Consider the following 21,445-nt stretch of genomic DNA (forward strand, 5'->3'; position numbering starts at 1 on the left):
TCCGCGAACGGAAAACCGCGTCGCTCAGCCCTGCCTTGGCGTCGCGCCGATCCGCTCCGCCGCGGCATCGGCCAGCCGGCGCAGTTCCGCGCGCTGGCGGAACGAGGCCGGACCGTGCGGCCGGACATCGAGCCCGCACAGCGCGCCGATCGGGAAGGGTCCGCTGCACACCGCCGCGCCGGTGTAGTGCCGCATGCGCGGACCGGCGACGACCAGCGGATTGGCGCGAAACCGGGGGTCGACGCGCAGATCCGGTACGCAAAGCAACCCCTCCGCGGTCGCGATGGTATGCGAGCAGAAGGCGATCGAGCGCGGCAGCTCCACTGGCTCGATCCCCAGCGCCCCGGCGACCCGCTGGACCTCGCCGTCGGTCACCGTCAGCATCGCGATCGGGGTCCGCAGCAGGACGCGAACTGCCTCCAGCAGTTCGTGCAGCGCCGGATCCGCAGGCACCAGCGGCGGCAGGCCCTGCACGGCACGCTGGCGCGCGCCCTCGTTTTCGGGACGAAATGCGGCGGAGAAGAACTGCAGCGTCATGCCGCCCGCCGCAGTTCGGCCGGTGCGTCGAACGCGATGCGGATGGCGTTCTTGCCGTTGCGCTTCACCTCCAGCATGGCTTCGTCGGCCAGCCTGATCAGCCGTTCGGTATCGGCCGCGGAGCCCGCGTCGATCACCACCGCGCCCATGCTGCAGGTGACGGCATAGCCGGTGGCGCGCAGCGCGTCGCTGAGCCGCGCATGCAGGCTCTCGGCGACCTGCTCGGGCACCGCCTCGCTCTCGATCGCGAGGAAGGCGCAGAACTCGTCGCCGCCCAGCCGCGCGAACAGGTCGTCAGCCCGCATCCGCGCCCGCGCCTCGTCCGCGAAGCGCCGCAGCACCTCGTCGCCCGCGGCATGGCCATGACGATCGTTCACTGCCTTGAAGCCGTCCAGATCCATGTAGAGCAGCAGCAGCGTCGCACCGCGACGGCGCGCCATCCGCGCCACCCGCTCGATCTTGCTGCGAAACGCGCCGCCGTTCAGCGAGCGGGTGAGATAGTCGGTCGAGGCGCGCCACCGCTCGACGTCGATCGAATGGCGCAGCGTGGCGACCAGCAGCACGATCATCATGGCCGAGGATGCGCGCGTCAGCGTGTTCCAGATCGCCACCGTGGTCGAGAGGCCCGTCAGGTCGACCGCGGGGATGTAGCCGAAACCGTTCACCAACGAACTGAGCGCGACGGTGAACAGCACCACGCCGATGCCGGCGCGCTCGCGCAGCGTCCAGGCGGCCAAACAGTCGACAAACAGATAGCCGATGGTCATCGAGACCGTTGGCCCGGTAAGCCAGTCCGCAACGGTCGTGACGGACAGTGCCGCCATGACCGCAAGCCAGGCTTGGCGACGGCTGAGCCACATCGTCCATCGAAAACTGCGCATCATGGCCTTGATCAAGGCCGATTGCGGCGGCGGTGCCTTCACGCGAACCAACTCCCCCTTACATGTCAGTCCTTTGCGCCACGATGGCTTAACAGGCTCGAAACATAACCCGACGAAAGACGCCGCTCCGGAAAACTACTTGGCCGCCCCCGCCTGCGCCGCCACCAGGGCCACTGCGGCATCCATTGCCGGCACCACGGGGGCGCCGAACGGCGCGTCCGCAGCGTAGAGCGCGAAGCACAGCCGCTGCCCGTTCCCCGTCTCGATATAGCCGGCCAGCGCATGGGTGCCGGCCAGCGTTCCCGTCTTTGCGACGATCCGCGCGGCGCCTGCGTCCTTGCGGAAGCGGCGGGCGAGCGTACCGTCCGCGCCGCCGACCGGCAGGGTTTCCCGCCAGGCCGCGCCCCAAGGCTGCCCCTCGGCCCAGCGCAGGAACAGGACCATCGCCCTCGGGGTGATGCGATTGTACGTCGACATGCCCGATCCGTCGGCAAGGCCGTAGCTCCAGCGCGGCAGATCCGCCTCGGCCAGCATGTCCTCCACCAGCTTTCCACCCGCTTCGATCGATCCACCGCCCAGGCGACGCAGCAGGAGCTCGGCATGGAGGTTGTCGCTCGTCTTGTTGGTGTGCCGGAGGTCCTCGACCAGCGGCGGCGGCACCAGTTGCGCCAGCGGCGGGGCGTCCTTAGCCTCGACCGGCACGGCACCATGGCGATGCCGCACCCGCACGGTGCCGCGCACCGCCACGCCGCGCGCCTCCAGCATCGCCTTGAAGCGCCAGGCCGCCCATTCGGCCGGATCGTCCACCGGCACGCGCCGGACGAGCGGCGCCGCCCCCGCGGCCAGCGTGCCGGTGAGGTGCAGGACGCGGTCGAACGGCGCGCGATCGAGGGCGACGGGCGTTCCCTGCCCGACAACGGTCGCCGTCCGGTTGTCGAGCGTCCAGAATGCCGGCGCCTCCACATGCAGCGCCCCACCGGACTCCCCCGGGGCGATGCGCACCGGGGCCTGATTGTCGTCGAGGGTGAGCGCCGAAACGGCCGCCCCGGAACGTGTGCCGATATTGTTCCAGCTCATCCCCGGGCTCCAGCGGAGATCCACGAAGGCGCGATCGTCGCCGATCACGTCGTTCACCACCCGGGTCCGGCCGGCGACGGCATCGGCCAGCGTTGCCAGGCAATCCACGGTGCAGTCGTCGGCACTCGACAGCCGGGCGTCGCCATGCCCCTCCAGCACCACATCGTCACCCTCCAGCCGCACCACCGTCCCGGCCTCGGCATCGGGCCGGGCTACCGCCAGGCGGGCGAAGACGGCCGCGGTGGTCATCAGCTTGGTGGTGGAGGCGGGCGTGAAGCGCTCGTCCGGGCGAATGGCAAGGATCTCGCGCCCGTCGCCATCGACCACCACCATGCCGAAGCGGGTGCCGGGGCCCGCCTGCGCCAGCTGCGCGGTCACCTGATCCTGCAGCGACTGTGCAGCTGCCGGCATGGCCAGCAGCAGAAGCAACAGACAAAGAAGCCGGCGGACGAACGGAGGACGATACATCGCACCAGCCTATCGCCGCCCGATCGCTTCGGAAAGCGACGGCTTTCCCCTTGCGTCGGAAGCGACACCGGTTACCTGTATCGCTGAAATCACGGCGGCATTTCTCCGTACCGCCGCCAGCCTTATAGTCGGTGCCCATGACCCCTGCCCTGTTCCAGATCGACCCTCGCGACCCCGTCGCCACCGCCCTGCGCGACATCGACGCCGGAGAAGCCGCGCTGGGCGTGACGGTCGCCCAGCCCGTGCCGAAGGGGCACAAGGTCGCGTTGCGGGCGATCGAGGCCGGCGCGCCGGTGCACAAATTCGGTTTCCCGATCGGGCGGGCGACGCAGGCGATTGCCCCGGGCGCACATGTGCACACCCACAATGTCGCGACCGCGCTGGAGACCAGCGGCAGCTATGCCTATCGCCCCGCCTTCGAAGCGGCACCCGCCCGGGACGGCCCCGGCTTCCTCGGCTATCGCCGGGCGGACGGACGGGTCGGCACCCGTAACGAGATCTGGATCCTGCCTACCGTCGGCTGCGTCGGGCGCACGGCGGAGAAGATCGCCGAGCAGGCCGCCCGCCGCTTCGGCGAGCGGGTCGACGGCATCCACGCCTTTGCCCATCCCTTTGGCTGCTCGCAGCTGGGCGACGACCTGGAGGGCACCCGTGCCATCCTGACGGCACTGGCCAACCACCCGAATGCCGGCGGCGTATTGCTCGTCGGATTGGGATGCGAATCCAACCAGATGCGCGACATGCTCGCCGGTATCTCGCAGCCGAACCTGCGCACCATCGGCGCTCAGGCAGCGGGCGACGAGATCGAGGAAGGAATCCTTCTCGTGGAAGCGCTTGTCGAACAGGCCGAACAGTGCGTGCGAACCACAGTGCCGCTTTCCGAGCTGGTGCTCGGCGTCAAGTGCGGCGGTTCAGATGGATTCTCAGGATTGACCGCAAACCCTTTGGTTGGACGCATGAGCGATGCAGTTACCGCGGCAGGCGGCACGGCGATCCTCACCGAAATTCCCGAGATCTTCGGCGCCGAGCAGCTATTGATGGCGCGCGCCGAGGACGAGGGCGTGTTCAACCGGATCGTGGCACTGGTGAACGGCTTCAAGGCCTATTTCACCCGTCACGGAGAGCCCGTCTCGGAAAACCCCTCGCCCGGCAATCTCGCCGGCGGCATCACCACGCTTGAGGAAAAGTCGCTGGGCGCGGTGCAGAAGGCGGGCCATGCTACCGTCACCGACGTGCTCGGCTATGGCAGCCAGGTGCAACGACGCGGGCTGACCCTGCTGGAGGCACCGGGCAACGACGCGGTTTCCTCCACAGCCCTGGCGGCGGCGGGGGCCACCGTCATCCTGTTCACGACCGGACGCGGCACGCCGCTCGGCTTCCCGGTGCCGACGGTGAAGATCGCCTCCAACAGCGACCTTGCCGCCCGCAAGCCGGGCTGGATCGATTTCGATGCAGGCCAGGTGCTTGCCGAGAGCATGGACGACGCCGCCTCCGCCTTGCTGGCGCGCATCGCCGAGATCGCGTCGGGCATGCCGACCGCCGCCGAACGCAATGGCGAGCGCGAGATCGCGATCTGGAAGCGGGGGGTCACGCTCTGATCCTCGCCTGGTTCCGGCGGGATGCGGCCAACGCTTGCTGCATCGCGGCGATCCGCAATTCCCCTGCATTGATGCCGCAAGCTGAACGGGTTAGGGCCGAAAGCGGGGCAGAGATCGGGGTGCGGAAATGGCTGAATTCTTCGTTTTCGTCTATGCGATGGCGTCCGGCTTCGTGCTGCTGACGATGCAGCGCAACCGCCGCGAGCAGCGCGACGATGCGCCGATCGTCACGATGGTCGGCTGGGGCTTGTTCTCGCTCTCCTCCACCCTCGCGCTGCTGCTGGGGGCGGTCGCGCTGGCGCTGGCGCTGGGCCTGCGGATGCCGCTCCCGGCCGGGTTCGAGAGCTTCGCGCTGTAAATCGCAGATGCCGCTCTATGCCTTCGGCGGCAGGGCGCCGCAGCTTGCCGCCGACGCCTGGGTTGCCCCCAGCGCCGAACTGGTCGCCGACGTCCAGCTGGGCGAAGGCGCAAGCGTCTGGTTCGGCGCCGTGATCCGGGCGGACAACACCCCGATCGTGATCGGCGCGCGCAGCAACGTGCAGGAAGGTGCGATCCTCCATTCCGATCCCGGCGCCCCGCTGACCATCGGGGCGGAGGTGACGGTGGGCCACCACGCCGTGCTGCACGGCTGCACCATCGGCGACGGCACGCTGATCGGCATGGGCGCGATCATCCTGAACCGTGCGGTGATCGGGCCGGAATGCCTGGTGGGCGCCGGAGCACTCGTCACCGAAGGCAAGGAATTCCCTGCCGGCCACCTGATCGTCGGCAGCCCGGCGCGCGCCGTCCGCCCGCTCGACGATGCCCAGCGCGCGATGCTGCGGGCGAGCGCGGCCCTCTACGCCGCGAAGCAGCGCGACTATGCCGAAGGCCTGGTGCGACTCGACTGAGTCGCACCCTTCGCGAATCGATTCGGGCCGCGCGCCCACCGGAACGATCGCTTGCCGTAACGTCCGCAGGGCCAGCCTAGACAGGCTTCGTAGCTGCGGTATCACTTGGCCATGGCGTTACCGGCACTTTTCGATCGTCTGCGGCTCCCGGTCATCGGCTCGCCGCTGTTCATCATCTCCGGCCCCGAACTGGTCATCGCCCAGTGCAAGGCGGGTATCGTGGGCTCGTTCCCCGCGCTGAACGCGCGGCCGCAGAGCCAGCTCGACGAATGGCTGCACCGGATCACCGAGGAACTGGCCGCCTGGGACCGCGACCATCCGGACACGCCGGCCGCGCCGTTCGCGGTCAACCAGATCGTCCACCGCTCGAACCCCCGGCTGGAGGAAGACGTCGCTACCTGTGCCAAGTGGAAGGTGCCGATCGTCATCACCTCCCTCGGTGCGCGCCCCGAACTCAACGACGCGGTGCATGGCTGGGGGGGCATCACGCTGCACGACGTGATCGACGACCGCTTCGCCCACAAGGCAGTCGAAAAGGGCGCGGACGGCCTGATCCTGGTAGCTGCGGGCGCTGGCGGCCATGCCGGGCGCCTGAGCCCCTTCGCGCTCGTCCAGGAAGTGCGGGAATGGTTCGACGGCCCTGTGGCCCTGTCCGGCTCGATCGCGACCGGCGGGGCCATTCTGGCCGCCCAGGCGATGGGCGCCGACCTCGCCTATATCGGCTCACCCTTCATCGCCACGGACGAAGCCAACGCCATTGCCGCCTACAAGCAAGCCATCGTCGACGGCCGGGCCGAGGATATCGTCTATTCGAACCTGTTCACCGGCGTGCACGGCAATTATCTGCGCGCCTCTATCGTCAATGCCGGCCTCGACCCTGAAAATCTGCCGGAAAGCGATCCCAGCGCGATGAACTTCGGCGGTGCCAAGGCGTGGAAGGACATCTGGGGTTCGGGCCAGGGCATCGGCGCTGTGCACGCCGTTGAGCCGGCCGGCGCCCGCGTCGCCCGCCTGGCCGAGGAATATGCCGCGGCGCGGGCGCGGCTGGCGCTATAGGGTTTAAAACGCCCCTGCCAGGCGATCGAGCATGCGCCGTGCCGGGCTTGGCACAACCAAGGGCACGTCCAGCGAGGAGTCGAGCCGCGCAACGCGACGGTAAAGGTCGATGCTGGACCGAATGATGCCGACGGCCTGTACGGGCATCTCGGCGAGCAATGCAGCATCGGACTCCGGGGCCGGCCCCAGCCGGCGGGCTGGCGATCGCGCCTCGTCCATGGCCAGTTCGCCGACGTCCACCGCACGCTGGGTGAGCAACCAGGCGATGATATGCATCAACCGGGTCGTCACCTTGAGCGACTCACAGGAAAAGGCGACGCGATTCAGCGCATCCAGCGTCTCGCGCTCATCCCGGCCCAGCTGGTCGAAATAACCGCGCGCCTCGTCGGCCAGCACCATCGCCTCGACATAGAGCGAGTCGACGAGTCGTCGATGGATCGTGGCGGTTTGCTGCCCCCTCATGCAGATACCGGTGCCACAGGAGCGCCCCCGGCGGAAAGCCCCAAAAACAAGCGCCCGCCCCAGCTTGGAACGGTCATGCAATGATATCCGGTATCAGCTGGTCCTCCAGCTGCGAAACCTCATCGCGAAGCTTGAGCTTGCGCTTCTTCAGCCGGGCGACCTGCAGTTGGTCGCCGGTGCCCGTATCCACCAGCGCTGCGATCGCCGCGTCCAGGTCGCGATGCTCGGCGCGCAACGTCTCCAGCCGTCGCCGAATCTCGCTCTCGTCCATCCATGCCCCCGTGCGCCCGATTCGTGCGGGCGAGTGCCCGCGGCACGGATCATCGCGGCTTTTCGCCCATCTGTCGATCAGTGATGATTCTGCACGCGACAAGCCGCGCGAAACATGATGTAGTTGCGTCCCCTCAGAGTCGTTGAAGGAGGACTGCTTCATGCATACCGGGCATCTTTCGGCACTTAACGCCAAGCATTCCCAGTTGGACAAGCGAATCGCTGTCGAAACACAGCGCCCCCTCCCCGATCAAATGCTGCTAGCGCAATTGAAGAAACAGAAACTGCGCGTCAAGGAGGAGATGGCCCGCTAGGTCCATCATCCACAGTTTATTTGCCGTGATCTTGTGCTCGCGCGGTACCAACCGCCGCGCGAGCCCGCACCGGCGCAATGCCTTGCGACTCCGCACCGTTCGTCCGCCCCGTGTCAGGTCGATTGAAATCTGCCAAAAGGAAAAGGGCCCGGCAGTCACCGGACCCTTTTTTTCTGGGCTTGGATGTTGAGTCGCGCGGTCAGCGGCGCGTTAGGATCGGCTTAACATAGACCGGCGTCTGGGTACCGCCGCCCACCGGCTTGCGGGCCAGCTTCGGATCGATCTCGTTATCGAAGGCTACGCCGACTCGCCCTTCCGCCGCCCATGCGATCTTACCCTTCACCCAGCCGACGCCGCGAACTTCCACCTCGACCGGCGTCCGCAGGCCGATCGGTGCGGTGAATTCGGCCATCAGGCCGCCTGAAGAAAGATTGCGGACGCGCACCGTGACGGCATCCTGCCCTTCGACACGGAACTGCGCGGTCAACAGCAGGCTGTCGCGGGCACCGCTCCGCTTGCCGGCGAAGTCATCGGCCGAAAGTGGGCTGGCGGAAATATAAGACTGCTGGTCCATGGCTGGCTCTCAAACTCGGATTCGCACCCGAAGGGAGTAGACCAGCAAGTCTTAACGAAAGAATTAACCGGAATCCGCTCCGGTATTTTGCCGGAGCGGGTTCCGACGTAGATTTCACTCGTCCCGGCTGATCTTCTCGTTGCGCTCGTGCCGCTCCTGCGCCTCGACGGTCATCGTCGCGGTGGGGCGAGCCTCGAGCCGCGCGAGCGGGATCGGCTCGCCGGTTACCTCGCAATAGCCATATTCGCCTTCGTCGATCCGGCGCAGCGCCGCGTCGATCTTCGAGATCAGCTTGCGTTGCCGATCGCGCGTGCGCAGTTCGATCGACCAGTCGGTCTCGCTGGAGGCCCGGTCGGTCAGGTCCGCCTCGCGTAGCGGTTCCGATTGCAGCTGGTTCAGCGTACCCGCCGCCTCGCGATAAATCGCGTCCTTCCAGGCGTTGAGCTTGGCGCGGAAATATTCCTGCTGCCGGGGATTCATAAAGGGTTCGTCGTCGCTCGGTCGGTATCCATCGTCGCCGTCGTTCGCGGCGGGAGGAACGTGCTCGTCAAAACGGCCCACAACAGTCGCCATTCCCACTCTCCACACCGATCCCCCGTTATCCAACCGCCGGGAGACCGCATTGCCCGCAGGCGCTATACTTTCGCACTCAGCCGTTAACAAGCGGATGCTGCGAAAGCTTTTCGCTCCAATCCCCTGTACTCCGGTAGAAATTAGCCCATGCTGAACCGCCGGAGCCATTTTCCGCAGCGTAGCGCAACAAGTTGCGATGCCAAGATCGTTGACCAAGGGGCTTCGTCCTGAAACCGAACATTAAGGATCAATGCCGGCACGCGCGACCTCCCTGGCTCCGCCGGGGACGAGCGGAAGACGGCGCCAGGCAGAATCGCGCGGCGGCTGCAGCAGCCGCATGTCTCGGTCAGGCGCTCCGCAGCGCGGCCTCGATTTCCGGTACCGGATGATCGGTCAGATCCTTGGCCAGTTCGCCCTTCAGCCGCTCGGATACGCTGGGATGATAGTGTTTGCGCAGTTCGCCCAGCGTCTTCTGCGAGGCGACGATGATCAGCGATTCGAAGCTGTTATGGAGTGCCTCGTCCCGCAGCATCCCGGCAACCTCGGCCGCGAAGCGTTCTTCTTCCAGCTGGTGAAAATCGGTCTCGCCCATCGTCCCGCGCGAGGGCGCGAACTGGGCACCGCCGCCCCGAGCGTGCATCGAACCGCCCTGCGCCGCCGATGGCGCGCCCGCGCCCGACTGTGTGGACGAGGCACCGCCGGACGAATCGGTCTTCTGGTCCGAGGTCTTGGGATTGGGGTGGAGCTTCTTCTGCACCACCTGCAGGTTCGGATAGTCGGCGTCACCGTGGTTGCGCAGCATCAGCAGCTTGCGGCCGTCGACAACCACCACCATCGCATCGTGCGGAACCTTCATCACGCTCTCCTCTCGCTGATCGAACAAGGAAGGAACGAGCGGGTCGTATCCGGGTTGCGAGGCGACCGGTACGCGGGCTTGCGCGGTGTGCGCCCCCCCGCCATAGGCTAGGCCCATGCACGACATCCGCTTCCTTCGCGACCATCCCGAAACCTTCGACCAGGGCCTCGCCAAGCGCGGCCTCGAGCCGCAGTCCGAGTCGCTGCTGGCGCTGGACGAGCGTCGCCGCGCGCTGGTGACCGATCTGCAGGCGGGCCAGGCCCGCCGCAACGAGGCGTCGAAGGCGATCGGCGCTGCCAAGGCGAAGAAGGATGAGGAAACCGCCGCCGCGCTGATGGCGGAGGTGACAATCCTCAAGGAGCGTCTTCCCATGCTCGAGGCCGAGGAAAAGGCCGTTGGCGAAGAGCTGGAAGGCCGGCTCGCGGCCCTGCCCAACCTGCCGTATCCCGACGTGGCGCAGGGGGCGGACGAGAATGACAACGTGTTCGTGCACGAGCGCGGCATCATCCCCAACTTCGCCTTCGCCGCGAAGGAGCATGACGCGATCGGCCCGGCGCTGGGCCTCGATTTCGAGACGGGTGCCGCCATGTCCGGCGCGCGCTTCACCTTCGTGCGCGGCACGGCGGCGCGGCTGCACCGGGCGCTCGGCCAGTTCATGCTCGACACGCTGACCGGCAGCCATGGTTATGAAGAATGCGTGCCGCCGCTGCTGGTGCGCGACGAGGCGCTGTTCGGCACCGGCCAGCTGCCCAAGTTCGCCGAGGACCTGTTCCAGACCACCGACGGCCGCTGGCTGATCCCCACCGCTGAGGTGAGCCTCACCAACGCGGTGCGCGAGAAGATCCTGGGCGAGGACGAACTCCCCCTCCGCCTCACCGCGCTCACCGCCTGCTTCCGTTCCGAAGCGGGTGCGGCGGGCCGCGACACGCGCGGCTTCATCCGCCAGCATCAGTTCGAAAAGGTCGAGATGGTGTCGATCACCACCCCCGACCAGTCCGAGGCCGAACATGAGCGGATGACCGCCGCCGCCGAGGACGTGCTGACCAAATTGGGCCTCGCCTTCCGCCGGATGAAGCTGTGCAGCGGCGACATGGGCTTTACGGCCGCACGCACCTACGACCTCGAAGTATGGCTGCCCGGCCAGGACCGCTATCGCGAGATCTCGTCCTGCTCGACCTGCGCCGATTTCCAGGCGCGCCGGATGAACGCGCGCTACCGCCCCGAAGGCGAGAAGGGCACGCGCTTCGTGCACACGCTCAACGGCTCGGGCCTCGCGGTCGGCCGCACGCTCGTCGCGGTGCTGGAGAATTATCAGCAGGAAAACGGCGCGGTGGCGGTGCCGGCGGTGCTCCAGCCCTATCTGGGCGGGCTCACGTTGCTCGAACCGCGCGGCTGATGCGGATCCTCCTCACCAACGATGACGGCTATCACGCCCGTGGTCTGGCGGTGCTGGAGCGGATCGCGCGGACGATTTCCGACGATATCACCGTTGTCGCGCCGGCCGAGGAGCAATCGGGCAAGGGGCGCTCGCTCACCCTCACCGAGCCGTTCCGCGTCCGCCGCCACGGCGACAATCGGTATGCGGTAAAGGGCACGCCGACCGACTGCGTGATGTTCGCGCTCGCCGAGGTGATGAAGGACGCCAAGCCCGATCTGATCCTCTCCGGCGTCAACCGCGGCGGGAACCTCGCCGAAGACGTGAGCTATTCGGGCACCGTCTCGGCAGCGATGGAGGGCGCGCTGGCAGGCATTCGCTCGATCGCGCTCAGCCAGCGCTACGCCCGCAACGGCATGGGGGACGCCGTACCGTTCGATACTGCCGAAATCTGGGGTGAACGTACGCTTCGGCCGCTGCTCGACACGGATTGGGTGCCGCGCACGATGGTGAACATCAACTTCCCCCCGATCGAGGCCGATGCGGTGCAGGGCATCAGGGTCGTGGCGCAGGGCCTGCGCGATTATGGCCGGGTAGCGCTCGACAAGCGGCTCGATCCGCGCGGTTTCCCCTATTACTGGCTGGCCATGGGCCGCCAGCCGCACCAGGCGGCGCCCGACACCGATCTCGACGCGATCGAGGCGGGCTTCGTCACGGTGACGCCGCTGCACCTGGACCTCACCCACCGCGAGTCGATGGACCGGCTGCGCGGCGCCTATACCGGCTGAGCGCAGATGCCGATGCTGGATCGCCTGCTGCCGATCGCGCTGCTGTTCATCTCCAACATCTTCATGACCTTCGCCTGGTACGGGCACCTGAAGTTCAAGAACGCGCCGATCCTGATGGTCATCCTTACCAGCTGGGGGATTGCGCTGATCGAATATTGTTTCGCCATCCCCGCCAATCGCATGGGCAGCGCGGTCTATTCGGCGGCGCAGCTCAAGGGCATGCAGGAGGTGATCACGCTCACCGTCTTCGCCGGCTTCTCGGTGCTGTATCTGGGGCAGAAGATCACGCTCAACCACCTGATCGGCTTCGCGCTGATCGCGGCCGGCGCCTTCTTTCTGTTCCGCACACACAGCTGAACCGCAGCGGCATCGGCGCACTCCTCTCGCAGAGAAGAGCGCCATGAACCCCGAACCGACCCGCGAGACGCCCGAGGCCCAGCCAGGCACGACCCATCAGCCCGACGGCACCGACAGCTCTGCCGAATGGAATGCCGGAGTCGTCGACGAGAACATGGCTCCCGACAAGCATGGGGAGGAATAGCCGCAAGGCGACGCCACATTAGGCGCCTGCCCGGCTACATGTGATGTCAGGACTCGGTTCAAGGCCTCTCGGCCGCGGCCATATCCGGCTCGATGGCGATGTCGTCGATCTTCACGTCCAGCGCCAGAAGCTTGGCCTTCACCGCATTGGCCTGATCGGCGTTCGGGAGGATCAGCTTCTTGATCTCGGAAAGCGTGAAGTTCGGTTTGCTCGCCTCGGCCTCGCTGCTTTCGACGTCCTCGACCTCCACCGTCTCGACGACGTTGGAGAAGATCTTGTCGGCTTCCTGCGGCGTCAGGTCCCTGATGGCGGTGGGAGCAATGCCTTCCGCTTTCAGGACCGCCAGCAGCTTCTCCAGCTTAATCTTGAGCGCCCCTTCCGCATCCGCCCGCGTCTTGCCCTCGCCCAAATAGCGAAGCGTCATCACGACGCGATCGGGCTTCACGAGACCGCTCGCGGTACTTCCGCCCTCCAGCGATGCCGCGCGGACCGACAGGTCCGTCCGGACGATGGCGACAGCCTCCGAACCCAACGCCAGGGCCAGCACAAATCCCCGTCCGAGCATCAACTTCTCCCCCGATTCGCTGTATATCTGCACGAACCGGAGGAGAAAGTCCCGCGCGGTTACCAGCCCTGGGGCTGGCCCTTGTTCTGTTCGTCCAGCCACTTCTTCAGCGGCGCGAAATACTCGACCATCGCCTTGCCCGAGATTTCGCGGCTGCCGGTGAAGGTCTGCAGCGCATCCGGCCAGGGCTTGGAGGCGCCCATCTCGAGCATCTTGTTCAGCCGCGCGCCCACTTCCTTGTTGCCGTAGAAGCTGCAGCGGTGCAGCGGGCCCTTCCAGCCCGACTGGTCGCACGCTGCCTTGTAGAACTGGAACTGGAGCAGCCGCGCAAGGAAGTAGCGGGTGTAGGGCACGCTGCCCGCCACGTGGTACTTGGCGCCGGCGTCGAATTTGGTCTCGTCGCGGGCCACCGGCGGCACGATGCCCTGGTACTGAAGGCGCAGCTTGTTCCAGCCCGCCTCATACTGGTTCGCCGGGATAGTGCCGTCGAAGATCTGCCAGCGATATTTGTCGACGAGCAGGCCGAACGGCAGGAACGCCACCTTGTCCATCGCCTGGCGGAGCAACAGGCCGATATCCTTGTCCGCGCTCGGCACCCGGGCGCGATCGAGCAGACCGATCTGGACCAGATATTCGGGCGTGATCGAAAGTGCTACGAAATCGCCGATCGCCTCGTGGAAGCCATCGTTCGCGCCGTTGCGATAGAGCGCCGGCTGCGCCTGATAGGCGCGCTGATAGTAATTATGGCCAAGCTCATGGTGGATGGTGACGAAATCGTCCGAATTCACCTTGATGCACATCTTGATGCGGACGTCGTTCTTCTCGTCGATGTCCCAGGCCGAGGCGTGGCACAGCACTTCGCGGTCCGCCGGCTTCAGAAACAGCGAACGCTCCCAGAAGGTGCCGGGCAAGGGTTCGAAGCCGAGCGAGGAGTAGAAGCCCTCGCCGGTCTGGACCATCTTCTTCCAGTCATAGCCCTTGGCCTCGAGCAGCTCGCCCGTATCGAAGCCGAGGTCGCCGGCGCCCTTGGGCGCGACCAGATCGTAGATGTTGCCCCATTCCTGGGCCCACATGTTGCCCAGCAGATCGGCGCGGATCGGGCCGGTCCTGGCCTGGACTGCATCCCCGTATTTCTCGTTCAGCTTGCGGCGTACATAGGTGTGGAGGGCGACATAGAGCGGCTTCACCTCGTTCCACAATTTGTCGGTCATCGCCGCGAATTCGGCGGGCGGCATGTCATAGCCCGAGCGCCAGAGCGCGCCGGTATCGGCGAAGCCAAGTTCCTTGGCCCCCTGATTCGCGATGCCGACCAGCTTGGCATAATCGGGTCGCATCGCCGCGCCGACATTGTCGTTCCAGCTGACCCACATCTCCTTCAGCTCGTTGGGATCGCGGCTGGTGCCCATCGCGGCTTCGATGTCGCTGCCGTTGATCGGCTTGCCGCCGCGCGTGCCCTTGCCCTTGGCATAGGCGGAACCGAGCCGCGTGGAGATGTCGCTGAGCTGCTGCGCGGCACCCGGCATGGTGGGCGCCGGCAGCACCAGCGCGGTGCGGAACATGGTGAGCTGGCGCTGCTGCTCCGGGGTAAGCCCTGGCGCCTTCTGGAGGCGAGCAGCGTCGAGCGCGAAGCGGACCGCCATCTCGGTGCCCTTGGCGCCGTAATCGGCCGCCAGCGCGTCGGTATCGTCGGTGATGTAGGTGGCGTTCACCCAGGCGACGCGCTGCGCCGTCAGGTTGAAGGCGGTGACGTCCGACTGCGCCTTCGCGAGGAAGGCTGCGGCATCGGCGGGCGTGGGCGCCGCAATCTGCTGCGCCTGGACGGGCGCCGCCAGCATCGCGGCAAGCGCCACGAGCGAAAGGCCGTTACGGATCATTCTGTTAGTCCCCGAAAATCATCAATGTCGGAGACCCTGCCGCGCCATTCCCGCTCCCGTCAACCGGCCAGAAAGTCCACCAGCGCGTCGCCTAGTTCGGGTCGGGTCACCGCGCTCATGTGATTGCCGGGAATTTCGACGAACAGGCCATAGGGCAGCAGATCCGCCACTTCCTTGGCCGAACCATTGTCATAGTCGTCCGCGCCGGAGATTACCGCTGTCGGCTGGACGATGGCGGCGATCTCCTTGCGCGGAGTATCCACGAAGGTGTCGAGGATGCCGAGCAGCGCCACCGGATCGCCCTTGGTGGTCTTCAGGAACGCCTCGGTCAGCCATTCGGAGCTACCGCGCTGGAAGCTGCCGAGGTTGGTGAGCACGCGGTGAAAATAGGCCCCCCGCCCTTTGGTGGCGACCAGCCCGTCCAGCCCCATGCCGGAAAGTACCACCTTGTCGGGCGTCGCGCCGTTGGCGAGCATCCGCACCGCCGTGCGGGCGCCCAGCGAATAGCCGCCAAGGTCATAGTCGATGAGGCCAAGATGTGCGATCAGCGCAACATTGTCGCGCATCAGCACATCGGGTGGATAGGCAGCGGGATCGTGGGGCTTGGCGCTGTGCCCGTGGGCGCGCAGGTCCGGCATGATCACCCGGCGGCCGCGCGCGGCGAGCTTGGCGGCGTGGCCGTACTTGATCCAGTTCACCTCGGCATTCGAGAAATAGCCGTGGATCAGCACCACCGGCCGCCCCTCGCCCATCTCTGTCCAGGCGATCTCCTGCCCATCGAAGCTGGCGAAGCGGTGCGTTTCAGTCGGGTAATCGGCCAAGGCTTTCCATCCATCGTTTGACGACGTTCGGGTTGTCCTCGGTCCGGTATCGGGGGAGCGTGGTCGTGTCGAGCCACTGTTCGTGCATACTCTCCACCGCATAGTTGTGGCGCGGCAAGAACCGGGCCGGCGCATCGAAGCTGCCGACGGTCAGGTCCATGGTGTCACCGTCGAGAAAGGCGAAGCTGAGCGGCGTCCCGCAGTCGCGGCAAAAGCCGCGCTCCGCGATCGGCGACGAGCGAAAGCGGTCCGGTGGTCGCGTCCAGTGCACATTGTCCTTGCGCACGCCCTTGAACGCGATCGAGACGCCGCCGGTCGCGCGCTGGCACATGCGGCAATGGCAGAGATACGCGTCGTCATTCTCGATCCGCACGCGATATCGGATCCGCCCGCACTGGCACCCGCCTTCGACGTCTTCGGACAAGTTCTTCTCCTTCCCCGACAATCTCCGAAAGCACGGTAGCATATCTTCCGGAGGATCAAGACTAGCCGCCCGTGGTGGGCCGCAGTGCCGCACACCAATCTATAATGAATACGGGACTTACCGGATGGTTGCAGCATTGGGGGCTGCAGCGCCAACACCATGGATCTTCGATGCTCAAGCGCTTTCACACCCTGCCGCTCGCCACCCGGACGACGTTTCTCGCCGTCGCGGGTCTGCTGTGGCTGGCGGTCGCCACCTTCTTCGTCGCCGACCACGCGCTAACCGGGCAGGCGGCGCGCACGGCGGCCGAACGACAGGAAGTGAACATGCGCGTCGCGTGGCGCGTGCTCCATGCATATGGCGAGGGCTTTCGGGTCGACGGTGACGATCTCTATGTCGGCACCCACAAGCTGAACAACTGGGACGAGCCGGTCGACGAGGTGAAGCGCCTTGTCGGGGGCACCGCGACGATCTTCCGGGGCGACATGCGCGTCGCGACCAACCTCACCAAGCCGGACGGCAGCCGCGCGGTGGGCACCCCGCTCGCCCGCAACGCCGCCTACGAGACGGTGCTGGAAAAGGGCCAGCCCTATCGTGGCACCGCGGATATTCTCGGAAAGCCTTTTTTCACCGCCTATGATCCGATCAAGGACGCCTCGGGCAAGACGATCGGCATCCTGTTCGTCGGCATTCCCGAAAGCGACGTGCTGGGGGCCATTGGCGGCGCGCGCTGGTCGCTGGGGCTTTCCGCAGCGATCATCTCCCTCGTCGTAGCGGGTGCCGCCTGGTTCGCCGGGCGCCGAATGTTCGCGCCGCTGGTCCAGATGACCGGAGCAATGCGCGCGCTCGCCGCCGGCCGGGTGGACGTTGCGATCCCCGCACATGCCGGGACCGACGAGATCGGCGCGATGGCACAGGCGCTCGAGCATTTCCGGGCCGCGGAGATCGCGCGCCAGCAGGCCGAAGCCCGCGACCGCGCGGCGGAAGCGGCGCGCGAACGGGCGATGGACGTGCTCGGCCAGGCATTGGCCAAGGTGTCGGGCGGCGATCTCACCGCGGATATCGGCCACGACTTTCCCGTCGAATATGAGAAGCTGGCGACCCATTTCCGCTCCGCGATCGGCAGCCTGCGCGAGCTCATCGGCTCGGTGATCGAAAGCACCGCCTCGATCCGCACCGGCTCGCAGGAAATCGCCAGCGCCTCCGAGGATCTCGCACGCCGCACCGAGGCCAACGCCGCCAGCCTCGAGGAAACCGCCGCAGCCATCACCCAGATGAATCAGCGGATCGACGCCACCGCCACCGCCGCCGGCGTTACCTTGGAGCGGGCCGATCAGGCGATCGGCGTCGTCGGCTCCGGCCGGTCGACCGCCGACGAGGCCGTACAGGCGATGACCCGCGTTTCGGACAGCGCGAAGGGCATCGACAGCGTCATCGAAGGCCTGGACAAGATCGCTTTCCAGACGCGGGTTCTGGCCATGAACGCCGCCGTCGAGGCAGGGCGCGCCGGGGAAGCGGGGCGCGGATTCGCGGTCGTCGCCGACCTGGTCTCCGCCCTCGCCATGCGCGCGGAGGAAGAAGCCAAGCGCGCCCGCGACCAGCTCACCGTAACCCAGTCCGAGGTCGAGATCGCCCGCGGCTCCGTCGAGAAGGTCGATCACGCCCTGGCGGAAATCGTCAATACCGTGGGGGAAGTGCATCAGCTGCTCGGGGGCATCGCCGCCGACAACAAGGCACAGTCCACGGCCATCCGCGAGATCAGCGGGGCGATCGGCGACATGGACCGCGCGACCCAGCAGAACGCGGCAATGGTGGAGGAAACCTCGGCCGCCGCACGCCAGCTGACCGATCAGGTCGCGCGGCTCGACGCCCATGCCGCCACCTTCCGCACCGGCGGCCATCCCGCTGCACTCCGGACACCTGTGCTTCGCACGCCGCGTCCGACGGGCCCGGCGGCCGCCGGCACGCGCGCGGTGCCGGTTCAGGCAATGGCTGACGGCGACGACTGGGCGTCCTTCTGACGGTCGTCGTTACCGAACTGACGCACTCAAAGGAAAAGCGGGCCGGATCGCTCTGGCCCGCTTTTCCTTTGAGTCGTGGCCTTTGGTCAGGCGCCGCCGGACAAGGCCGGCACCGCCCCCTTCCCGTCAGCGCGACGCGGTCTGCTGGCGCTTCTCGAGGTAGCGCAAGCCGTTCATCGCAACCGTGTGCGAGTTCGCGGTCCGGTCGGTCGAAAGGTTCATCGGTACATTGGCCTGCGCCAGAACGTCGCGGTACAGCGCGCGCGCCTGTTCGGTACGGCCGGTAGCGTAATAGACGGCGGCAAGGTTCAGCTGCACTTCGGGGCGCTCGCCTGCCTGCATCTGCGCAAGAAGCTTATGCTCGGCCTTGGCATAGGCACCGGTCATGATCTCGCGCGCCGCAACGCTGCCATCCTGGGCAGCAGCCGGCGAGGCCAGAACGAACGTCGGCGCCAAGGCCGCGACGACAAGTTTGATCGACATGTTACTCTCCTATCCGTGACACCGAGGTTTCACCTTTATGACACTTCGGTGACGTAGGAGTGACATTTAGAAGACGGTTCCGCAACCCCGCAATTGCGCCTAGCCGCTGCGGGTCGACGCAGCAGGGGGCCCTTGCCCTAGCGATGCCCCGATCCTCGGGGCGTCTCGGATGTCGACGCTTGCTCGTCTTTAGTTCCGGGCCGCGCGGGGCTGCGCGCGCGTGTCATGCCTTGGAAAGCCGGGTATCCCCCTCCGCTTGGGTCCAGCAGGGCTTGGCAGCCTCGCATGCCATCGCTCGGCCGATGGGGCTACGCCTCTCCTGCTCATGGCCCCGAACGACAGGCACAAAAAAAGGCGGCCCCGAAGGGCCGCCCTCCCAAAATACTCCGACCGCGTCGCGGATCAGAAGTCGTTGCGATACTGCTCGTTGCCGACGAAGCCGAGCTTCGTCACGTTCGCGCGCTTGATGATCGCCAGCACGCGATCGACCACGTCGTACCGCGCCTGCGGATCCGGCTGGAAGTGCAGCTCGGGCTCCGGCGAACGCTGCAGCGATGCGTCCAGATACTGGCGCAGCATCACGTCGTTGATCGGCATGCTGTTCCAGAACACCTGGCCCTGCGCGTCGATATAGACCTTGTTCTTGTCCGGCTCGACGGGCGGTGCGCTGTTGTTGCTCGGCTGCGGCAGATCGACCTTCACCGCATGCGTCTGAACCGGAATGGTGATGATGAACATGATGAGGAGCACGAGCATGACGTCGATCAACGGCGTCGTGTTCATGTCCATCATCGGCTCGCCGTCATCACGGCCTGCGCTCATTGCCATTGTCGTAACTCCTTAAGCGAGGCCGTTCAGAGCCGGCTGGTGCCAGAACCGGGCTCCGGCTCCGAGATAAACCCGACCTTCACGAAACCCGCCATCTGCATCGTATAGATGGTGCCGCCGATGCAGCGATAGGGCGTGTTGATGTCGCCGCGGATGTGAACTTCCGGAAGCTCGAGACCGGCGGCGTTCGGGCCACCCTGGCGCTCGATCTCGGCCTTCAGCTTGGCAACCGCGCGGTCGAGCAGCTCGGTGTGATTGACCCGGGTAAGACCCCAATAGATCTCGCAGCCTTCCGGGCTACCCTTGACGGAGAGCGAGACGTTCTCCGGCTTGGTGGTCGTCGGCTCGAACTGCACCTTCGGCAACGCGAGGTCGATCGTCTGGACCACAACGGGAACGGCGATGAGGAAGATGATCAGAAGAACCAGCATCACGTCCACGAGGGGCGTGGTGTTGATGTCCGACATCGGTGCGTCGTCGCCGCCGCTGCCTGTGCTAATCGCCATTGGGCGTTATCCTATCCTCTTGTGCGCCGGACGGATCCGGCGGCAGGGCTGCGCGACGGCACAGCCCTGCGCCTTCCAATTACGAGCGGGTCGGGGTGCCGCCGGTCGTGGTCGCCGGCTTCGCAGCGGCGGCGGCAACGGGCTTCTTGGCAGCAGCGGCAGTCGCCGGCTTCACGCGGCCGTCCGAAGCCAGGTAGCCGAGGACGTCGTTCGAGAACGCGTTCAGGCCTTCCGCGATCGCCTTGTTGCGGCGCTGCAGGAAGTTGAAGGCGAGCACCGCCGGCACGGCGACGACGAGGCCGAGTGCGGTCATGATGAGCGCTTCACCGACCGGGCCGGCGACGGCGTCGATCGAAGCCTGACCGGCCGAACCGATCTTGATGAGCGCGCGGTAGATACCGATAACCGTACCGAACAGACCGATGAACGGCGAGGTCGCGCCGACGGTCGCGAGGAAGGCGAGACCGCCGCCCAGTGCCGAGTTGATCGAACCTTCCGAACGGGCCAGCGAACCGTGCAGCCAGTCATGTGCTTCGACCGGATCGGTCAGCAGCTTGTACTGCTCCTGCGCCTCGATGCCGTCGTCGACGATCTGGCGATAGGCCGAGTTCTTCTCGAGCTTGGCAGCGCCTTCACGCAGGCTGCTGGCGCTCCAGAAGGTAGCGCGGACGCGCTTCGCCTGGTTGATGATCTTCTGCTGCTCGAACACCTTGGTGAAGAGAATGTAGAGCGACACGAAGAGCATGAGCACCAGGATGGTGAACACCGACTGCGAGATCAGGCCGCCTTCCTTCAGCGCCTGCTGGAGGCCGTAGGGGCTTTCGCCGCCCTTAGCTGCGGCGGCACCGGCAGCGAGAATGGTCGTGAGCATTTTGGGTCTTTCCTCTAAAAGATAGCTTCTTGCGCAAGCCGGCCCGCCGCGCCCGGCGGACCGGAAACCGGAGAGTTACTTCTGCAGTCGCCAGGTGAAACGGCCATTGTACGGCGCGGGAATCTTGTTCCCCTCCGCATCCTGGGCCGGATCGAACCGGGCGCGACGCCGCAACAGGTTGCAGGCCGTGCTGTCGAGCAGCGACGAACCGCTGGACGACGTGATGCTGCAGTTGGTCACCTTGCCCGAACCGTCGACGTCCAGACGGAAGGCAACGGTGCCCTCGTCGCCGGCGCGCGAGGCGGCTGCCGGATAGTCGTCGTCGGTCACCCACGAACCGGGAGGCGTGCGAGGCTTGAGCGGCTTCGCAATCCGCGGCGGTGCGGGCGGCGCCGGAGGTGCCGGCGGCGCGGGAGGCGCAGGCGGCGAGATCGGCGGCGGTGGGGGGATGATCGGAGTATTCTGGATCGGCGGCGCAGGCGACTGGGACTGCACGATAGCCGGCGGCACCACGACCTGGGTCGGGGGCGGCGGCACCGGCGTGTCCGGCGGCGGCGGCGGCGGCGGAATCTCCTCCGGCGGGGGCGGCGGCTCGTCGACCTCGAAGGTCTTCAGCTCTTCCGCCTTCTTCTTGATATATTGGTATGCCAGACCTGTGACGAAGGCATAACCCATGCCAGCCACGATGATAGCGACGATTACGATCGCTACCACACGACTGCCACTTACATTCCGGTCAGCGTAAGCCATTCGGCAACGTCACTCCCTCTAATCCTGCTTGCGACCCTGGCC

At 66.4% G+C, this 21,445-nt stretch carries 27 protein-coding genes; 10 read left to right on the top strand and 17 right to left on the bottom strand.

All coding sequences use genetic code 11. From position 1 onward, the window contains the following. Positions 1-24: 24 nt before the first annotated feature. The 3 genes from KK7_RS0104240 to dacB form a co-directional block, all read right to left on the bottom strand. On the bottom strand, positions 25-537 hold the full coding sequence (locus KK7_RS0104240; RefSeq protein ID WP_010543402.1) for a GAF domain-containing protein: 513 nt from the start codon (positions 535-537) through the stop codon (positions 25-27). After that, positions 534-1,421, bottom strand: coding sequence for a GGDEF domain-containing protein (locus KK7_RS0104245; protein ID WP_237709129.1), 888 nt, complete (start codon positions 1,419-1,421; stop codon positions 534-536). Before KK7_RS0104245 ends, KK7_RS0104240 begins: the two co-directional genes overlap by 4 nt. Before the next feature lie 132 nt (positions 1,422-1,553). After that, positions 1,554-2,924, bottom strand: a complete 1,371-nt coding sequence (gene dacB / locus KK7_RS0104250) for a D-alanyl-D-alanine carboxypeptidase/D-alanyl-D-alanine endopeptidase (protein ID WP_237709130.1) — start codon at positions 2,922-2,924, stop codon at positions 1,554-1,556. 176 nt (positions 2,925-3,100) lie between these two features. Here dacB and KK7_RS0104255 point away from each other — a divergent pair, with 176 nt between their 5' ends. The 4 genes from KK7_RS0104255 (at position 3,101) to KK7_RS0104270 (ending at position 6,507) form a co-directional block, all read left to right on the top strand. Continuing rightward, positions 3,101-4,561 carry a UxaA family hydrolase gene (locus KK7_RS0104255; RefSeq protein ID WP_010543405.1) on the top strand — a complete coding sequence of 487 codons (1,461 nt, stop codon included), beginning with the start codon at positions 3,101-3,103 and terminating at the stop codon, positions 4,559-4,561. Between the two features lie 127 nt (positions 4,562-4,688). Next, positions 4,689-4,919: a hypothetical protein gene (locus KK7_RS0104260; RefSeq protein WP_010543406.1), complete on the top strand. Its 231-nt coding sequence runs from the start codon at positions 4,689-4,691 to the stop codon at positions 4,917-4,919. Between the two features lie 7 nt (positions 4,920-4,926). Continuing rightward, positions 4,927-5,451, top strand: coding sequence for a gamma carbonic anhydrase family protein (locus tag KK7_RS0104265; protein WP_010543407.1), 525 nt, complete (start codon positions 4,927-4,929; stop codon positions 5,449-5,451). Between the two features lie 111 nt (positions 5,452-5,562). Beyond that, positions 5,563-6,507: an NAD(P)H-dependent flavin oxidoreductase gene (locus KK7_RS0104270; RefSeq protein WP_010543408.1), complete on the top strand. Its 945-nt coding sequence runs from the start codon at positions 5,563-5,565 to the stop codon at positions 6,505-6,507. 3 nt (positions 6,508-6,510) lie between these two features. Here KK7_RS0104270 and KK7_RS0104275 read toward each other — a convergent pair whose 3' ends face one another. Both KK7_RS0104275 and KK7_RS0104280 read right to left on the bottom strand, forming a co-directional pair. Next, on the bottom strand, positions 6,511-6,969 hold the full coding sequence (locus KK7_RS0104275; RefSeq protein WP_010543409.1) for a DUF1465 family protein: 459 nt from the start codon (positions 6,967-6,969) through the stop codon (positions 6,511-6,513). A gap of 73 nt (positions 6,970-7,042) precedes the next feature. Next, positions 7,043-7,240, bottom strand: coding sequence for a YdcH family protein (locus KK7_RS0104280; protein ID WP_010543410.1), 198 nt, complete (start codon positions 7,238-7,240; stop codon positions 7,043-7,045). A 160-nt stretch (positions 7,241-7,400) separates the two neighbouring features. Here KK7_RS0104280 and KK7_RS21775 point away from each other — a divergent pair, with 160 nt between their 5' ends. Further along, positions 7,401-7,553 carry a YdcH family protein gene (locus tag KK7_RS21775; RefSeq protein ID WP_010543411.1) on the top strand — a complete coding sequence of 51 codons (153 nt, stop codon included), beginning with the start codon at positions 7,401-7,403 and terminating at the stop codon, positions 7,551-7,553. Between the two features lie 199 nt (positions 7,554-7,752). Here the strand turns inward: KK7_RS21775 and KK7_RS0104290 are convergent, their stop codons facing one another. The 3 genes from KK7_RS0104290 to KK7_RS0104300 all read right to left on the bottom strand — a co-directional run bounded on the left by KK7_RS0104290 (position 7,753) and on the right by KK7_RS0104300 (position 9,556). Next, positions 7,753-8,127 (bottom strand): PilZ domain-containing protein, encoded by a 375-nt coding sequence (locus KK7_RS0104290; RefSeq protein WP_010543412.1) that lies wholly within the window; start codon positions 8,125-8,127, stop codon positions 7,753-7,755. A gap of 114 nt (positions 8,128-8,241) precedes the next feature. After that, entirely contained in the window at positions 8,242-8,700 is a 459-nt protein-coding gene (gene dksA, locus KK7_RS0104295) for an RNA polymerase-binding protein DksA (RefSeq protein WP_010543413.1), read from the bottom strand. A gap of 346 nt (positions 8,701-9,046) precedes the next feature. Beyond that, complete coding sequence (locus KK7_RS0104300) at positions 9,047-9,556, bottom strand: host attachment family protein (protein ID WP_010543414.1); 510 nt, start codon at positions 9,554-9,556, stop codon at positions 9,047-9,049. A 115-nt stretch (positions 9,557-9,671) separates the two neighbouring features. On the opposite strand from KK7_RS0104300, the gene serS reads away from it, so the two are divergent. The 4 genes from serS to KK7_RS22810 are packed head-to-tail and all read left to right on the top strand — an operon-like array spanning position 9,672 to position 12,260. Next, a complete protein-coding gene (gene serS / locus KK7_RS0104305; RefSeq protein ID WP_010543415.1) occupies positions 9,672-10,952 on the top strand; it encodes a serine--tRNA ligase in 1,281 nt (426 codons plus the stop codon). Next, complete coding sequence (gene surE, locus KK7_RS0104310; protein ID WP_010543416.1) at positions 10,952-11,719, top strand: 5'/3'-nucleotidase SurE; 768 nt, start codon at positions 10,952-10,954, stop codon at positions 11,717-11,719. Before serS ends, surE begins: the two co-directional genes overlap by 1 nt. Positions 11,720-11,725: 6 nt before the next feature. Then, complete coding sequence (locus KK7_RS0104315; protein ID WP_010543417.1) at positions 11,726-12,076, top strand: DMT family protein; 351 nt, start codon at positions 11,726-11,728, stop codon at positions 12,074-12,076. Between the two features lie 43 nt (positions 12,077-12,119). Further along, complete coding sequence (locus KK7_RS22810) at positions 12,120-12,260, top strand: hypothetical protein (RefSeq protein ID WP_157999977.1); 141 nt, start codon at positions 12,120-12,122, stop codon at positions 12,258-12,260. 58 nt (positions 12,261-12,318) lie between these two features. On the opposite strand, the gene KK7_RS0104325 is transcribed toward KK7_RS22810, so the two are convergent. From KK7_RS0104325 to KK7_RS0104340, 4 genes are read right to left on the bottom strand one after another with little or no spacing between them, the layout of a single operon-like run. After that, the gene (locus tag KK7_RS0104325; RefSeq protein WP_010543418.1) at positions 12,319-12,825 is read right to left on the bottom strand and encodes an SIMPL domain-containing protein; all 507 of its coding nucleotides are present in this window, start codon (positions 12,823-12,825) and stop codon (positions 12,319-12,321) included. Between the two features lie 59 nt (positions 12,826-12,884). Continuing rightward, positions 12,885-14,699 (bottom strand): M2 family metallopeptidase, encoded by a 1,815-nt coding sequence (locus tag KK7_RS0104330; RefSeq protein WP_010543419.1) that lies wholly within the window; start codon positions 14,697-14,699, stop codon positions 12,885-12,887. 59 nt (positions 14,700-14,758) lie between these two features. Then, positions 14,759-15,520 (bottom strand): alpha/beta fold hydrolase, encoded by a 762-nt coding sequence (locus KK7_RS0104335; protein WP_010543420.1) that lies wholly within the window; start codon positions 15,518-15,520, stop codon positions 14,759-14,761. Then, the gene (locus KK7_RS0104340) at positions 15,501-15,944 is read right to left on the bottom strand and encodes a GFA family protein (protein ID WP_010543421.1); all 444 of its coding nucleotides are present in this window, start codon (positions 15,942-15,944) and stop codon (positions 15,501-15,503) included. The genes KK7_RS0104335 and KK7_RS0104340 overlap by 20 nt, the downstream gene beginning before the upstream one ends. A gap of 170 nt (positions 15,945-16,114) precedes the next feature. Between KK7_RS0104340 and KK7_RS0104345 the strand changes: the two genes are divergently transcribed. Next, positions 16,115-17,965: a methyl-accepting chemotaxis protein gene (locus KK7_RS0104345; RefSeq protein ID WP_010543422.1), complete on the top strand. Its 1,851-nt coding sequence runs from the start codon at positions 16,115-16,117 to the stop codon at positions 17,963-17,965. Between the two features lie 126 nt (positions 17,966-18,091). Here KK7_RS0104345 and KK7_RS0104350 read toward each other — a convergent pair whose 3' ends face one another. The 5 genes from KK7_RS0104350 to KK7_RS0104370 form a co-directional block, all read right to left on the bottom strand. Then, complete coding sequence (locus KK7_RS0104350) at positions 18,092-18,448, bottom strand: tetratricopeptide repeat protein (RefSeq protein ID WP_010543423.1); 357 nt, start codon at positions 18,446-18,448, stop codon at positions 18,092-18,094. A gap of 402 nt (positions 18,449-18,850) precedes the next feature. Beyond that, positions 18,851-19,276, bottom strand: coding sequence for an ExbD/TolR family protein (locus tag KK7_RS0104355; protein WP_010543424.1), 426 nt, complete (start codon positions 19,274-19,276; stop codon positions 18,851-18,853). A 26-nt stretch (positions 19,277-19,302) separates the two neighbouring features. Continuing rightward, positions 19,303-19,782 (bottom strand): ExbD/TolR family protein, encoded by a 480-nt coding sequence (locus tag KK7_RS0104360; RefSeq protein ID WP_010543425.1) that lies wholly within the window; start codon positions 19,780-19,782, stop codon positions 19,303-19,305. 79 nt (positions 19,783-19,861) lie between these two features. Beyond that, positions 19,862-20,653, bottom strand: a complete 792-nt coding sequence (locus tag KK7_RS0104365) for a MotA/TolQ/ExbB proton channel family protein (protein ID WP_010543426.1) — start codon at positions 20,651-20,653, stop codon at positions 19,862-19,864. Between the two features lie 75 nt (positions 20,654-20,728). Next, entirely contained in the window at positions 20,729-21,403 is a 675-nt protein-coding gene (locus tag KK7_RS0104370) for a TonB family protein (protein ID WP_029622783.1), read from the bottom strand. Between the last annotated feature and the right edge of the window lie 42 nt (positions 21,404-21,445).

The sequence above is a fragment of the Sphingomonas elodea ATCC 31461 genome (assembly GCF_000226955.1).
Taxonomy (GTDB): Bacteria; Pseudomonadota; Alphaproteobacteria; order Sphingomonadales; family Sphingomonadaceae; genus Sphingomonas; species Sphingomonas elodea.

What these genes read in the sequence shown, in the direction of transcription:
- KK7_RS0104240 (WP_010543402.1), bottom strand. Translation starts at nt 537, where the DNA reads ATGACGCTGCAGTTCTTCTCCGCCGCATTTCGTCCCGAAAACGAGGGC.
- KK7_RS0104245 (WP_237709129.1), bottom strand. Translation starts at nt 1,421, where the DNA reads ATGATGCGCAGTTTTCGATGGACGATGTGGCTCAGCCGTCGCCAAGCC.
- KK7_RS0104255 (WP_010543405.1), top strand. Translation starts at nt 3,101, where the DNA reads ATGACCCCTGCCCTGTTCCAGATCGACCCTCGCGACCCCGTCGCCACC.
- KK7_RS0104260 (WP_010543406.1), top strand. Translation starts at nt 4,689, where the DNA reads ATGGCTGAATTCTTCGTTTTCGTCTATGCGATGGCGTCCGGCTTCGTG.
- KK7_RS0104265 (WP_010543407.1), top strand. Translation starts at nt 4,927, where the DNA reads ATGCCGCTCTATGCCTTCGGCGGCAGGGCGCCGCAGCTTGCCGCCGAC.
- KK7_RS0104270 (WP_010543408.1), top strand. Translation starts at nt 5,563, where the DNA reads ATGGCGTTACCGGCACTTTTCGATCGTCTGCGGCTCCCGGTCATCGGC.
- KK7_RS0104275 (WP_010543409.1), bottom strand. Translation starts at nt 6,969, where the DNA reads ATGAGGGGGCAGCAAACCGCCACGATCCATCGACGACTCGTCGACTCG.
- KK7_RS0104280 (WP_010543410.1), bottom strand. Translation starts at nt 7,240, where the DNA reads ATGGACGAGAGCGAGATTCGGCGACGGCTGGAGACGTTGCGCGCCGAG.
- KK7_RS21775 (WP_010543411.1), top strand. Translation starts at nt 7,401, where the DNA reads ATGCATACCGGGCATCTTTCGGCACTTAACGCCAAGCATTCCCAGTTG.
- KK7_RS0104290 (WP_010543412.1), bottom strand. Translation starts at nt 8,127, where the DNA reads ATGGACCAGCAGTCTTATATTTCCGCCAGCCCACTTTCGGCCGATGAC.
- dksA (WP_010543413.1), bottom strand. Translation starts at nt 8,700, where the DNA reads ATGGCGACTGTTGTGGGCCGTTTTGACGAGCACGTTCCTCCCGCCGCG.
- KK7_RS0104300 (WP_010543414.1), bottom strand. Translation starts at nt 9,556, where the DNA reads ATGAAGGTTCCGCACGATGCGATGGTGGTGGTTGTCGACGGCCGCAAG.
- serS (WP_010543415.1), top strand. Translation starts at nt 9,672, where the DNA reads ATGCACGACATCCGCTTCCTTCGCGACCATCCCGAAACCTTCGACCAG.
- surE (WP_010543416.1), top strand. Translation starts at nt 10,952, where the DNA reads ATGCGGATCCTCCTCACCAACGATGACGGCTATCACGCCCGTGGTCTG.
- KK7_RS0104315 (WP_010543417.1), top strand. Translation starts at nt 11,726, where the DNA reads ATGCCGATGCTGGATCGCCTGCTGCCGATCGCGCTGCTGTTCATCTCC.
- KK7_RS22810 (WP_157999977.1), top strand. Translation starts at nt 12,120, where the DNA reads ATGAACCCCGAACCGACCCGCGAGACGCCCGAGGCCCAGCCAGGCACG.
- KK7_RS0104325 (WP_010543418.1), bottom strand. Translation starts at nt 12,825, where the DNA reads ATGCTCGGACGGGGATTTGTGCTGGCCCTGGCGTTGGGTTCGGAGGCT.
- KK7_RS0104330 (WP_010543419.1), bottom strand. Translation starts at nt 14,699, where the DNA reads ATGATCCGTAACGGCCTTTCGCTCGTGGCGCTTGCCGCGATGCTGGCG.
- KK7_RS0104345 (WP_010543422.1), top strand. Translation starts at nt 16,115, where the DNA reads ATGCTCAAGCGCTTTCACACCCTGCCGCTCGCCACCCGGACGACGTTT.
- KK7_RS0104350 (WP_010543423.1), bottom strand. Translation starts at nt 18,448, where the DNA reads ATGTCGATCAAACTTGTCGTCGCGGCCTTGGCGCCGACGTTCGTTCTG.
- KK7_RS0104355 (WP_010543424.1), bottom strand. Translation starts at nt 19,276, where the DNA reads ATGGCAATGAGCGCAGGCCGTGATGACGGCGAGCCGATGATGGACATG.
- KK7_RS0104360 (WP_010543425.1), bottom strand. Translation starts at nt 19,782, where the DNA reads ATGGCGATTAGCACAGGCAGCGGCGGCGACGACGCACCGATGTCGGAC.
- KK7_RS0104365 (WP_010543426.1), bottom strand. Translation starts at nt 20,653, where the DNA reads ATGCTCACGACCATTCTCGCTGCCGGTGCCGCCGCAGCTAAGGGCGGC.
- KK7_RS0104370 (WP_029622783.1), bottom strand. Translation starts at nt 21,403, where the DNA reads ATGGCTTACGCTGACCGGAATGTAAGTGGCAGTCGTGTGGTAGCGATC.